This window comes from Streptomyces sp. NPDC055078 (assembly GCF_053607985.1).
Window position 1 is genome coordinate 1 of sequence record NZ_JBSGUP010000198.1, and the last position, 12,538, is coordinate 12,538.

The 12,538-nt window shown below is 70.8% G+C and carries 10 protein-coding genes; 8 read left to right on the plus strand and 2 right to left on the minus strand.

The window, feature by feature from the left end; genetic code table 11:
- Both ACWF94_RS18430 and ACWF94_RS18435 read left to right on the plus strand, forming a co-directional pair.
- Positions 1–1,029 (plus strand): alpha-isopropylmalate synthase regulatory domain-containing protein (locus tag ACWF94_RS18430; protein ID WP_453488914.1); only part of this gene is annotated, 1,029 nt, incomplete at its 5' end.
- Positions 1,030–1,078: 49 nt separating this feature from the next.
- Positions 1,079–2,455, plus strand: a complete 1,377-nt coding sequence (locus ACWF94_RS18435; RefSeq protein WP_453488917.1) for a hypothetical protein — start codon at positions 1,079–1,081, stop codon at positions 2,453–2,455.
- Between the two features lie 75 nt (positions 2,456–2,530).
- Here ACWF94_RS18435 and ACWF94_RS18440 read toward each other — a convergent pair whose 3' ends face one another.
- Positions 2,531–3,283 (minus strand): helix-turn-helix domain-containing protein, encoded by a 753-nt coding sequence (locus ACWF94_RS18440; RefSeq protein ID WP_453488920.1) that lies wholly within the window; start codon positions 3,281–3,283, stop codon positions 2,531–2,533.
- Positions 3,284–3,590: 307 nt separating this feature from the next.
- On the opposite strand from ACWF94_RS18440, the gene ACWF94_RS18445 reads away from it, so the two are divergent.
- Entirely contained in the window at positions 3,591–4,958 is a 1,368-nt protein-coding gene (locus ACWF94_RS18445; RefSeq protein WP_453488923.1) for an amidohydrolase family protein, read from the plus strand.
- Positions 4,959–5,151: 193 nt separating this feature from the next.
- Here the strand turns inward: ACWF94_RS18445 and ACWF94_RS18450 are convergent, their stop codons facing one another.
- The gene (locus ACWF94_RS18450) at positions 5,152–5,754 is read right to left on the minus strand and encodes a YceI family protein (RefSeq protein WP_453488925.1); all 603 of its coding nucleotides are present in this window, start codon (positions 5,752–5,754) and stop codon (positions 5,152–5,154) included.
- Between the two features lie 238 nt (positions 5,755–5,992).
- Between ACWF94_RS18450 and ACWF94_RS18455 the strand changes: the two genes are divergently transcribed.
- The 5 genes from ACWF94_RS18455 to ACWF94_RS18475 all read left to right on the plus strand — a co-directional run bounded on the left by ACWF94_RS18455 (position 5,993) and on the right by ACWF94_RS18475 (position 12,505).
- The gene (locus ACWF94_RS18455) at positions 5,993–7,156 is read left to right on the plus strand and encodes a threonine synthase (RefSeq protein WP_453488928.1); all 1,164 of its coding nucleotides are present in this window, start codon (positions 5,993–5,995) and stop codon (positions 7,154–7,156) included.
- Between the two features lie 20 nt (positions 7,157–7,176).
- The gene (locus ACWF94_RS18460) at positions 7,177–7,863 is read left to right on the plus strand and encodes a helix-turn-helix transcriptional regulator (RefSeq protein ID WP_453488931.1); all 687 of its coding nucleotides are present in this window, start codon (positions 7,177–7,179) and stop codon (positions 7,861–7,863) included.
- A gap of 126 nt (positions 7,864–7,989) precedes the next feature.
- Positions 7,990–10,527 carry a polysaccharide lyase 8 family protein gene (locus tag ACWF94_RS18465; RefSeq protein ID WP_453488934.1) on the plus strand — a complete coding sequence of 846 codons (2,538 nt, stop codon included), beginning with the start codon at positions 7,990–7,992 and terminating at the stop codon, positions 10,525–10,527.
- 154 nt (positions 10,528–10,681) lie between these two features.
- Complete coding sequence (locus ACWF94_RS18470) at positions 10,682–12,265, plus strand: acyl-CoA carboxylase subunit beta (protein WP_453488936.1); 1,584 nt, start codon at positions 10,682–10,684, stop codon at positions 12,263–12,265.
- Between the two features lie 30 nt (positions 12,266–12,295).
- The gene (locus ACWF94_RS18475) at positions 12,296–12,505 is read left to right on the plus strand and encodes an acyl-CoA carboxylase subunit epsilon (RefSeq protein WP_453488939.1); all 210 of its coding nucleotides are present in this window, start codon (positions 12,296–12,298) and stop codon (positions 12,503–12,505) included.
- The last annotated feature ends 33 nt before the right edge of the window (positions 12,506–12,538 follow it).

The window sequence follows — 12,538 nt, forward strand, 5'->3', positions numbered from 1 at the left end:
GCGCAGGTCCAGGCGGTGGTGGCCACGGTGCTGGCGGACACCGGTGCCCGGCTCGGTATCCACGCCCAGGACGACACGGGGTGCGCGGTGGCCAATACCCTCGCGGCGGTGGACGCGGGTGCGACGCATGTGCAGTGCACCGCCAACGGTTACGGCGAGCGGGTCGGCAACGCGAATCTCTTCCCGGTGGTGGCGGCGCTGGAGCTGAAGTACGGGATGCGGGTGCTGCCGTCGGGTGCGCTGGGGGAGATGACGCGGATCTCGCATGCGATCGCGGAGGTGGTGAATCTGGCGCCGTCGACGCATCAGCCGTATGTGGGGGTGTCGGCTTTCGCGCACAAGGCGGGTCTGCATGCTTCGGCGATCAAGGTGGATCCGGATCTGTATCAGCACATCGATCCGGAGCTGGTGGGGAACACCATGCGGATGCTGGTGTCGGATATGGCGGGGCGTGCGTCGATCGAGCTGAAGGGCCGGGAGCTGGGTGTCGACATCGGTGGTGACCGTGAGCTGGTCGGCCGGGTCGTCGAACGGGTCAAGGAACGCGAACTCCAGGGGTATACGTACGAAGCGGCCGACGCCTCCTTCGAACTCCTCCTCCGCGCGGAGGTGGAGGGCCGGGCACGCCGGTACTTCCGTACCGAGTCGTGGCGGGCCATCGTCGAGGACCGCCCCGACGGCACCCACGCCAACGAGGCCACGGTCAAGCTGTGGGTCAAGGGCGAGCGGATCGTCGCCACCGCCGAGGGCAACGGCCCGGTCAACGCCCTCGACCGGGCCATGCGGGTCGGCCTGGAGCGGTTCTATCCCCAGCTCGCCAAGCTGGAGCTGGTCGACTACAAGGTCCGTATCCTCGAAGGCCGCCACGGCACCGAGTCCACCACCCGGGTACTGATCACCACGGGCGACGGCGCGGGCGAGTGGTCCACCGTCGGAGTCGCCGACAACGTCATCGCGGCCTCCTGGCAGGCGCTGGAGGACGCGTACACCTACGGACTGCTGCGCGCCGGAGTCGATCCGGCCGAATAGCATCCCGCTCATATGTCCGAAATCGATCCCTCTCGGGTAGCTTCGAAGTATGAGGACCAGGCTGCTCTCCGCACTGTCCGGTCTGCTGCTGGCGCTCTCGGCGACCGTCCTGGCGACGGCCCCGGGGGCGCAGGCGGTCACCGGCTCCGACACGGTGGCCGCCCGCCCCATGGCGGCCGGCCCCGCCGATGTGGCCGACGCCCTTAAGGACGGCCCGGTCTATATCGATCCGCGCGCATCGGGCCAGCTCTCGCGGGCCGATGCCGACGCGCTCGCCCAGAAGATCAAGGACGCGGACAAGCCGCTGTTCGTCGCCGTCCTGCCCAGCACTCCGGAGTTCGCCCCGGACACCGTGCTCCAGAACATCCGTACCGAGACGGGCATCACCGGCCTGTACGCCGTCCGCCTCGGCGACGGCTTCAACGCGGGAGCGGACAGCGCGGTCATGTCCAACCAGGCCGTACGCAATCTGGTGACCGCCGTCAGCACACCCCCCGGCGCCGACGCGGCCACCCAGCTGAACAACTTCGCCGACCAGGCCCTGCCCCAGCTCCGCGGCAGCGCCCCGGCGTCCTGGGGCACCACGGGTGGCCAGGGCGGCGACGACATGAACACCGGAGCGCTGATCACGTTCGGCGCGTTCCTCGCGGCGGGCGGCGCGGGCGCGTACACGGTCGTCCGGCGCAACCGGGCCAGGAAGGCGGCCGAGGAGCGTGCCGCGCTCGACAAGCTCCGGGTGGTCGTCGACGAGGACATCACCGCGTACGGCGAAGAGCTGGACCGGCTGGACTTCCACCCGTCGGAGAAGGGCGCGGACGACGCCATGCGCGCCGACTACGAGCGCGCACTCGACTCGTACGACGAGGCCAAGTCGCGGATGGCCGCGGCCGAGCACCCCTCCGATGTGCGCCCGGTGACCAAGTCCCTGGAGGACGGCCGCTTCAGCCTGGCCGCCCTCGATGCCCGCCGCACCGGCCGCGCCGTACCGGAACGCCGTCCTCCGTGCTTCTTCGACCCCCGCCACGGCCCCTCGGTCACCGACGCGGAGTGGACACCGTCCGGCGGCGTGCGCCGCGAGGTCCCCGTCTGCGCGGCGGACGCCACCCGGCTCGCGGACGGCCTCGACCCCCTCGCCCGTACGGTCGACACCGAAACCGGCCGCCGCCCCTACTGGGAGGCGGGCCCCGCGTACGGCCCCTGGGCGGGCGGTTACTTCGGCGGCGGTCTGCTCCCCGGGCTGCTGGCGGGCACGCTGCTCGGCAGCATGCTCTCCTCCCCGGCGTACGCGGCCGAGTACGGCGGCGGCGAGTTCAGCGGCGGCGACTACTCGGGCGCGGACTTCGGCTCGTCCGACTTCGGTGGTGGCGACTGGGGAGGCGGCGGGGACTTCGGCGGCGGCGGAGGGTTCGACGCGGGCGGATTCTGAGCCCGGCACGGCGGGCGCCCTGTCCGCCGGTCCCGGCGTGACCTGGCCGCCCGTCCGCCCGTCCGCCCGGTCCGGTCAGCCGGTCCTGGCGCCGTGGAGGACGAACCAGAAGGCCCGCGCGGTCGTCGTACCGGCGTTCCGGAAGACATGCGGGGTTGCCGAGTCGAAGGCGATGGAGTCGCCCGCCTTAAGGATGTACTCCTCGCCGCCGACCCGGGTCGTCAGCTCGCCCGAGGTCACCACGCCGTACTCGAACCCCTCGTGGCCCGCCGCGTGGTCGTCCTCGTCCGACGACCCGCCCGGCTCGTACACGATCTCCAGGAAGTCCACCCGGGTGTCCGATGTGGTGGTCAGCCGCTCCCAGCGCACGCCGTTGCCGAAGTCGATGCCCTGGCGGCTGCCCGCCCGCTGGATCTGCGCCTGGTACGAGGGGGGCAGCCTGTGCAGCGAGAGGAAACCCTGCGATGCGGCAACCGTCGCGGCGACCGTGGTGGCACCTGTCGTCGCGACACCCGTCGTCGCGGCACCCGTCGCGGGGGCGGCTGCGGGCGCGGGCGCGGGGGCGAGCCCGTTCCCATCCGGGGCCAGGGGCGCGGAGCCGGGCCGCAGGAGGAAGTCGGTGGACACGTTCAGCTCATTGGCGAGGCTGTAGAGGATGCCCACCGAGGGGGCCGTTCTGCCCAGTTCGATCTGTGACAGCAGACTCGCCGAGCAGCCGATCCGGCGGGCCAGGCCACGGACCGACTCTCCGCGTTCCTGCCGGGCGAGCCGGAGCCGCGCGCCGAGCGCCGAGGTGCGGGAGTCCGATGGTGCGGGCGATGGGGTCACGGGTGTCAGTCTAGACGGCACACTTGACTGTGCAGTCTTACTGCACGCTTCGATGCTTCTCTTATGCCGTCGCGGCCTTCGGAATCGCCTCTCGATGCACCTTTTTCATGACAATACGTGACGTGTCGCCACGCTCGGTCGACAGGGGTGATGCCGTCAGAGACGCTTGCGCATCCGAGATGTTCAGTAATCCTTGACAGCTTGTCGAGCCGGTTCGTACGCTCCGGGCAGGACGTGAGGCGGGCCACAGCATGGCCTCTACGGGGGCAGATCAGGGCACGGACAACGAACAGAGGCGGAGCACGTGGTGAACCGAACGCTCATCCAGAACGCCAGCATCATCAGCGTCGACCCGGGGATCGGGAACCTCGACGGCGCGGACCTGCTGATCGAGGGCACGAAGATCGCCGCCGTCGGGCGCGATCTGCCCGCCGACGGCGCCCAGGTGATCGACGGCCGAGGCACGATCGTGATGCCGGGCATGGTCGACACCCACCGCCATCTGTGGCAGACCGTCCTGCGGAACATCGCCGCCGACTGGACCCTGAGCCAGTACTTCGCGGGCGTACGGGTGCAGCTCGGCGGCCACTTCCGCCCCGAGGACGTCTACGCGGGCAATCTGGCCGGGGCCTACGAGGCCCTGAACGCCGGGGTGACGACCGTCCTCGACTGGTCGCACAACATGAACACGCCCGACCATGCGGACGCCGCCGTCGAGGCCCTCAAGGAGACCCACGGCCGGTTCGTCATGTGCTACGGCAACGCCAACGACGAATGGCTCCCGGTGAGCGACAAGCCGACGAACGCGGCGGACGCCCGGCGCGTGCGCTCGCAGCACTTCGCGTCCGACGACCAGCTGGTCACCATGGGCATGGCCCTGAGGGGGCCGCAGTACGCCACCCAGGACATCACCCGCGACGACTGGGCACTCGCCCGCGAACTGGGTGTCCTCATCTCCGTCCATGTCGGCGACGGCGCCTGGGGACGCAACCGTCCCGTCGCCTGGCTCGCCGAGAACGGGCTGCTGGGCCCCGATGTCGTCTGCGCGCACTGCAACTCCCTGGCGGACGACGAGTTCCAGATCATGGCCGACTCCGGCTGCTCGGCCGCGATGACCCCCGAGATCGAGATGCAGATGGGCCACGGCTGGCCCGCCACCACCCGGCTGCTCCGCGTCGGCATGGCCCCGACCCTCGGCATCGACATCGCCACCTGCAACACCGGCCATCTCTTCCAGGTCATGCGCACTGTCCTGCTGGTCGAGCGCGCCTTCGCCCACGCCGAGGCCGCCCGCCAGGGCGCGACGCTGGAGGAGCAGCTCCCCATCAACACCAAGGACGCCATCGAGTTCGCCACGATCAACGGCGCCAAGGCCCTCCGCCTCGACCACCGCATCGGCTCCCTCACCCCGGGCAAGGACGCCGACATCGTGCTCCTGCGCGCCGACGGCATCGAGATGGCCCCCATGAACAACGCGGCGGGCGCGGTCGTCCTGGCCGGTCACCCCGGCCTTGTCGACTCCGTCTGGGTCGCCGGCCGCCGCGTCAAGGCGGGCGGAAAGCTCACCGGCGTCGAAGAGTCCAAGGTCGTCGGCCTGGTCGACCAGTCCCGCGACTTCGTCCTCGCGCGGGCCGGCGTCGAACCGGGCGGTCGCTTCCACCCGGCCGCGTACTAGCGGTCGCTTCCACCCGGCCGCGAACTAGACGTACGTACGAGATGCACGTGAAAGAAGTACGTGCGGGAAGTACGGGAAGTGCCGGTACGACCGAGCGCCCGCCCGTGCCGTAGGGGGCCGGCAGGGGCGGGCGCGCTCAGGGGTGCAGGCGCGGGGCGCACGGCACGGGGAGAAGGTCAGGCGGCGGGGAAGGTCAGGCGGCCTTGATCGCGGAGATGTCGAAGCTGAGCTTCACCTTGTCGCTGATCATGACTCCGCCGGTCTCCAGCGCCGCGTTCCAGGTCAGGCCCCACTCGGAGCGCAGGATCTCGGCGCTGCCCTCGAAGCCGACCCGCTGGTTGCCGTAGGGGTCGGTGGCGGTGCCGTTGAACTCCAGGTCGATGGCGAGCGGGCGGGTGACGTCCTTGATCGTGAGGTCGCCGGTCACGCGGTACTTGTCGCCGCCGAGCTGCTCGGCGGTCGAGGAGCGGAAGGACATCAGGGGGAACTGCTCGGCATCGAAGAACTCACCGCTGCGGAGATGGCCGTCGCGGTCGGCGATGCCGGTGTCGATGGACTCGATCCTGACGTCGATGGCGGCCTTGGACGCGGCGGGGTTGGCGCCGTCCAGCGTCAAGGTGCCCTCGTGCTGACCGAACGAGCCCCGGACATTGGTGACCATCGCGTGGCGGACCGTGAATCCGATGCTGGTGTGCGCCGGGTCGATGCTGTACTCGCCGGTCAGGGCGGACAGCGCGGGGTCGACGGGGGCGGGGGTGGCGACGGCGGTGTCGGACTTGCGATTGAAGATACCCATGGTCACTCCTTGGGGGGGGGGGGGGGGGGGGGGGGGGGGGGCGGGGCTCGGATGTTGTTGAATGTTCAACGAGACCCACTGTAGAGGTATTCCGTTCAACTTTCAACTTGTTCGTTTCGCGATCCCGCCGGGCGGGCCGGGGCGCGGGGTGGGCCGGGGTGTCTTCCGGCTGGACCGGAGGGATGCCGGGTTGACGCCGGGTTGACGAAATGGCCAGACCTGGACGTATGGTCAAGTCATGGACGCCAGGACAACGGATGCCAGGACAGGGCCCCACTACGTCGACGAACGCTCGGGCGCGACCTACCCCCTCACCGACCACCCCCGCTGGCGTGCCGACAGCGGCGCACCCCTGTCCCTGAGCCCGCTCCCGGGCATCACCCGCGACGGCATCGACACCGCCCGCCGTTCGCTGTGGCGCTACCGGGCGGCCCTCCCGGTCGGCATCCCGCGGCCGGTGTCCCTCGGTGAGGGCTGCACCCCGCTGCTGGCAGGGGCCTGGGACGGGGTGCCGGTCTCGTTCAAACTGGAGTGGTTCAGCCCTACGGGGAGCTTCAAGGACCGGGGCACGAGCGTGATGATCTCGTTCCTGGCCCAGCAGGGCGTCAGGGAGGTCATCGAGGACAGCTCGGGGAACGGCGGGGCCTCCGTCTCCGCCTACTGCGCCGCCGCCGGTATCCGCGCCCGCATCCTCGCCCCCGAGTCCACGTCACCCGCGAAGGTGCTCCAGAGCCGGGCGTACGGCGCGGAGGTCCAGCTCGTACCGGGCGACCGGGAGGCCACCGCCGCCGAGGCGCTGCGCCAGTCCGCCGGTACCTATTACGCCAGTCACAACTGGCACCCCTTCTTCCTCCAGGGCACCAAAACCCTCGCCTACGAGATCTGGGAGGACCTCGGGTTCACCGCGCCCGACAGCGTGGTGACCGTCGCGGGCGCCGGCAGTACCGTCCTCGGCTGTGACCTCGGGTTCTCCGAGCTGCTGGCCGCCGGGCAGATCGAGCGCCTGCCCCGCCTCCTGGTCGCCCAGCCGGCCAACTGCGCGCCCCTCCACGCCAGTTTCCGCGCGGGGGCCGAGACGCCCGTCCCGTTCGACCACGCGCCCACGGTCGCTGAGGGGACCGCCATCCAGCGGCCGGTCCGGCTGCCCGAGGTGCTCCGGGCGATCCGGCGGTCCGGCGGCGAGATGGCGGCGATCCCCGAGTCCGCCATCGAGGACGCCGTACGCAGGCTGGCGGCCAAGGGGCTGTACGCCGAGCCGACCAGCGCCACGGCCGCCGCCGCGATCGGCGACTTCCGGGCCCGGGGCCTGATCCGGCCCGGGGAGACGACGGTGGTGGTGCTCACCGGCTCCGGCCTGAAGGCGGCGGGCACGATGGCGCGCGTCGTCGGCCAGGGTGCCTGATGAGCGGGTCAGGGCACCCGATGAGCGCCCCGGAGGGCGTGCAGCCTGTCCACCGCCCGGAGGACGAACCGCTGCTGCGCGAGGCGGAGAAGATCGCCGTCGCGGTCGGCCGGATGTTCCCCGGTCTGTGTGAGGTGGTGCTGCACGATCTGCGCGATCCGGCCCAGGCGATCCGGGTGATCGAGAACAGTCTCTCCGGCCGTACGGTGGGGGAGCCCGCCACCGAACTCGGCATCGCCCGCCTCCGGGACCCCGGTTTCCCGGACGTCGTCCAGAACTACCCCAACCGCTTCCCCGACGGCCGCCCGGCGAAGAGCACCTCCATCGGCATCAGAAACAGCGAGGGCGACTATGTGGCGGCCCTCTGTCTCAATCTCGATGTCTCGCTCCTCGCCTCCGTGGCCCGGGGCATCGAGGGCCTCCTGCGCACCGACGATCAGGAGCGACCCCTCGCCGAGACGCTCAGGGCGCGGACCGTGGACGGACTGCGTGCGGCGGTGGAGGAGTTCGCGGCGGTACGGGGGCGTGCCCCGGCCGCGCTGGCGCCCGCCGCGCGCAGAGAGCTGGTCCGCTCGCTGGAGGCGCAGGGGCATCTCCAGGTCAAGCACTCCGTACAGACGCTCGCCGGGATTCTCGGCGTCTCCCGGACGACCGTGTACAACGATCTGCGCGACCCCGGCCCCCTCCCTGAGGGGCACGGACAGTAAGCGCTTGCCGGGCATCGCGCCGGAACCCTTGAGGGCGGGCATGGCCCGTGCTACACCAAGGTGCGACCGGAGTTCGCCCTTGGTGTAGCACGGGGCGACCGGAGTTCGCCGCGCCTGGAGGTTGCCGTGCCGCTCTCGCCAGCCTGGTCCCGCCGTCTGTTCCTGACCGCCCTGAGTGCGACGACGGCGACGGGTGCAAGCGCTCTCACCCTTGGTCTGCCCCGGCCCGCACAAGCGGCGGAAGCCGATCCGTACGCCGATCCCTACGACGCCCTCCGCCTCCGCTGGCTGGAGATCAGCCTCGGCGCCGGATACGACCCCGCCACCGAGCCCTACGCCTCCCGCCTCGCCGGGACCGGAAAGCTGGCGGCCGGGTTCCGGGCCTCGATGGCCCCCACCGCCGACTCGCTGTGGCCCGGGAGCCCCTTCGACCCGCCCGCCGGGATCACCCGCAGCTACAGCCGACTGTGGACCATGACCCAGGCGTACGCCCAGCAGGGCACGGGTCTCACCGGTGACCCCGGGCTGCTCGCCGATATCGTCCGGGGGCTCGACCATCTCGCCGCGCGGATCTATCACCCCGGCACCACCAGGTACGGCAACTGGTGGGAGTGGCAGATCGGCAGCCCCCGCCTCCTCATGGACATCGTCGCCGTCCTCCACGACCGGCTCACCCCGGCACAGCGGGACGCCGCCTACGCCGCGATCGACCACTTCATCCCGGACTCGATGCTCACCGACTACACCGGCACATCGACCGGCGCCAACCGCGTCGATCTGTGCCGCTCGGTCGCCCTGAGGGGCGCGCTCGGCCGCAGTGCGGCGAAGCTCGCGCTCGCCCGTGACGCCCTGTCACCCGTCTTTCCGTATGTGACCCGGGGCGATGGCCTCTACGCCGACGGCTCCTTCGTCCAGCACACCTCGGTCGCCTACTCGGGCACCTACGGACAGGTCATGCTGGACGGTCTCGGCCGGCTCTTCGCCCTGCTCGCCGGGTCCGCATGGGAGGTCACCGACCCGAATCGGCAGATCATCCTCGACAGTGTGGAGGGCGCGTACGCGCCGCTGATCCACCACGGTCTGGTGATGGACAGCGTCAACGGCCGTGCCATCAGCCGGGGTTACCTGAAGAGCGACGAACTCCGGGTCATGCGCAGCGACCACTTCCACGGCCAGGAGCTGATCGCCGCGATCGCGCTGCTCGCCGGCGGGGCGAGCGCCGCCGAACGGGACCGCTGGCACGCCCGGATCAAGGGCTGGATCGAGCGGAACACCACGGCCCCGATCCTCACCGCCGGACAGTTCGGCGTCGCCGATCTCGCCCGGCTGCACACCATCGCCGCCTCGCCCCTGCCCGCCGCGCCCGAGCCGGTCGGCCACCGGCTCTTCGCCGCCATGGACCGGGCCGTGCACCGCCGCCCCGGCTGGGTCGCGAACATCGCCATGGCCTCCGACCGGATCTCGTACTACGAGTGCGGCAACGGCGAGAATCCGCGCGGCTGGCACACCGGGGCCGGGATGCTCTACTGGTGGCCCGACCAGGCGGACCAGGCGGACCGGGCAAACCAGCCGACCCGGGCCGATCGGGCCGATCGGGCCGGTCGGGCCGGTCGGGCCGGTCAATATACGGACTGGTTCTGGCCCACCGTCGACTTCTACCGGCTCCCCGGGACGACCGTGTCCACCAAACGGCTCGCCGACCGGGAGGGCGGCGAATGGGGCGAGCCAAGGCCCCCGGCGCGCTGGGTGGGCGGGGTCACCGACGGCGAGTACGCGGCGATCGGGCAGCATCTGTACGGGCTCGGCTCCACCCTCCAGGCCCGTAAGTCATGGTTCTGCCTCGCCGACACGGTCGTCTGCCTCGGCGCGGGCATCAGCTGCTCCGACGGCGTACCGGTCGAGACGATCGTCGACAACCGCAACCTCGGCGAGGGCGGGGACGCCGTCTTCAGCACCGGCCGGGGCTGGGCGCATCTCGAAGGCCACGGCGGCTGGGTCTTCCCGGGCGGCACCGATGACCCCGATGGCACTCGCGACACCCAAGGCACCCGCGGCACACGGGGCGCCCGCGACACCCGCGACACCCAGGGCCCCCAGGGCACAGGGGCCACACAACGGCTGCGGACCCTGCGCGAGGACCGTACGGGCGCCTGGAGCGATATCAACACCACCAGCACCACCGAGCGCGTCACCCGCCGCTACCAGACCCTGTGGTTCGACCACGGCACCGATCCGGCGGACGCCTCGTACGCCTATCTCCTGATGCCCGGCGCGAGCCGCCGCGCCCTCGCCGCGCGGGCCCGCGCCACCCGGGAGGACCGCTGGCTCACCGTCCTCGCCAACACCGCCGCCCGCCAGGCCGTCTCCGTACGCCCGCTGGGGCTCCTCGCGGCGAACTTCTGGCAGCCGGGTACGGTGGGTCCGCTCACCGCGAGCGCGCCCGTGAGCGCTCTCGTACGGCGTCGGCGGGGCGGGGCCACCGTCCATCTCGGCGACCCCCTCCGTACCGCCCGGCCCGTGGAGATCATCTGGCACCACCCCGTCCGGCGGGTCGTCGCCCATGACCCCGGTATCGAGGTACTGGCAACCGGACGCGCCCTGCGGCTGCGGCTGACGGGGGGCACGGCGGGGGCGAGCCATCGCTGTGAGGTGACCCTCAGCTGAACAGCTTGTGGGACTTCCACAAACAACAGTGGTCCCGCGCTGGTGGTTGAGCCGCTGCGCCGAATGGTTCTGTTTAGGGCCAACAGGAGAACGGTCCGGAGACTGTACGGAGTCAACGGGATGGTTTTCTTGGTTGGATCCGTAGGGTCGGTGCATGACCGTTGTGGACGAGACCTCCAGCGAGCCGAGTGACGCGCGCGGGCGCGTGGCCGAGCTGCACGATCTGCGCGAGCAGGCCCGGCGCGGGCCCAGTGACCGCGCGACCGAGGCACAGCACGCCAAGGGCAAGCTGACCGCCCGGGAGCGTATCGAGCTGTTGCTGGACGAGGGATCGTTCCACGAGGTCGAGCAGTTGCGCCGGCACCGGGCGAGCGGGTTCGGCCTGGAGGCGAAGCGGCCGTACACCGACGGTGTGATCACCGGCTGGGGCACGGTCGAGGGCCGTACGGTCTTCCTCTACGCCCATGACTTCCGGATCTTCGGCGGCGCGCTCGGCGAGGCGCACGCCACCAAGATCCACAAGATCATGGACATGGCCATCTCGGCAGGCGCCCCGCTGGTCTCGCTGAACGACGGCGCGGGCGCCCGTATCCAGGAGGGCGTCTCCGCGCTCGCCGGATACGGTGGCATCTTCCAGCGCAACACCCGCGCGTCCGGTGTCATCCCGCAGATCTCGGTGATGCTCGGCCCGTGCGCGGGCGGCGCGGCCTACTCGCCCGCTCTGACCGACTTCGTCTTCATGGTCCGTGAGACCTCGCAGATGTTCATCACGGGACCCGATGTCGTCAAGGCCGTGACCGGTGAGGAGATCACCCAGAACGGGCTCGGCGGCGCGGATGTCCACGCGGAGACCTCGGGCGTCGCGCACTTCGCGTACGACGACGAGGAGACCTGTATCGCCGAGGTCCGCTATCTGCTGGCGATGCTGCCCTCCAACAACCGGGAGAACCCGCCGACGGCCGCATCGGACGACCCGGCGGACCGGCGCTCCGACGTCCTGCTGGATCTGGTGCCTGCCGACGGGAACCGCCCGTACGACATGCACAAGGTCATCGAGGAGCTCGTCGACGACGGCGACTATCTGGAGATCCACGAGCGGTGGGCCCGCAACATCATCTGCGCGCTCGCCCGGCTGGACGGCCAGGTGGTGGGCATCGTGGCCAATCAGCCGCAGTCGCTGGCCGGTGTGCTGGACATCGAGGCATCCGAAAAAGCCGCCCGCTTCGTACAGATGTGCGATGCGTTCAATATTCCGATCATCACTCTTTTGGACGTACCCGGCTTTCTCCCCGGGGTCGATCAGGAGCACGGTGGAATCATCCGGCACGGCGCGAAGCTGCTCTACGCGTACTGCAACGCGACGGTGCCGAGGATCTCGCTGATCCTGCGCAAGGCGTACGGCGGGGCCTACATCGTCATGGACTCCCAGTCCATCGGTGCGGACCTCACCTATGCCTGGCCGACCAACGAGATCGCGGTGATGGGCGCCGAAGGTGCCGCCAACGTCATCTTCCGCAAGCAGATCGGCGAGGCCGAGGACCCCGAGGCCATGCGGACGCGCATGGTCAAGGAGTACAAGTCCGAGCTGATGCATCCGTACTACGCGGCGGAGCGCGGCCTGGTCGACGACGTCATCGACCCCGCCGAGACCCGTGAGGTGCTGATCGCATCGCTCACGATGCTCCGCACGAAGCACGCCGACCTGCCGTCCCGCAAGCACGGCAACCCCCCGCAGTGACCCTGCGGAGAAACCGGAGCCCGATCCCTCATGAGTAATCCCGATCCGTCCTCCCTGCTGCGCGTGGAGAAGGGGAACTGCGAGCCCGAGGAGCTGGCCGCGATCACCGCGGTGCTGCTCGCGCGGGCCGCCTCCCGGACCGAGACGCCCTCCCACGGCCGGGACGGCAGCACTGCCGCCGGGTGGCGCCGTCTGGAGCGCCAGCGAGGCTTCCGGCCCTCCCACAGCTGGCAGGGCTGACCCCTCCGCACCCGAAAGGGCCCCGGCACACCC

What these genes read in the sequence shown, in the direction of transcription:
- ACWF94_RS18455 (WP_453488928.1), top strand. Translation starts at nt 5,993, where the DNA reads ATGGACGCCAGGACAACGGATGCCAGGACAGGGCCCCACTACGTCGAC.
- ACWF94_RS18460 (WP_453488931.1), top strand. Translation starts at nt 7,177, where the DNA reads ATGAGCGCCCCGGAGGGCGTGCAGCCTGTCCACCGCCCGGAGGACGAA.
- ACWF94_RS18435 (WP_453488917.1), top strand. Translation starts at nt 1,079, where the DNA reads ATGAGGACCAGGCTGCTCTCCGCACTGTCCGGTCTGCTGCTGGCGCTC.
- ACWF94_RS18470 (WP_453488936.1), top strand. Translation starts at nt 10,682, where the DNA reads ATGACCGTTGTGGACGAGACCTCCAGCGAGCCGAGTGACGCGCGCGGG.
- ACWF94_RS18475 (WP_453488939.1), top strand. Translation starts at nt 12,296, where the DNA reads ATGAGTAATCCCGATCCGTCCTCCCTGCTGCGCGTGGAGAAGGGGAAC.
- ACWF94_RS18450 (WP_453488925.1), bottom strand. Translation starts at nt 5,754, where the DNA reads ATGGGTATCTTCAATCGCAAGTCCGACACCGCCGTCGCCACCCCCGCC.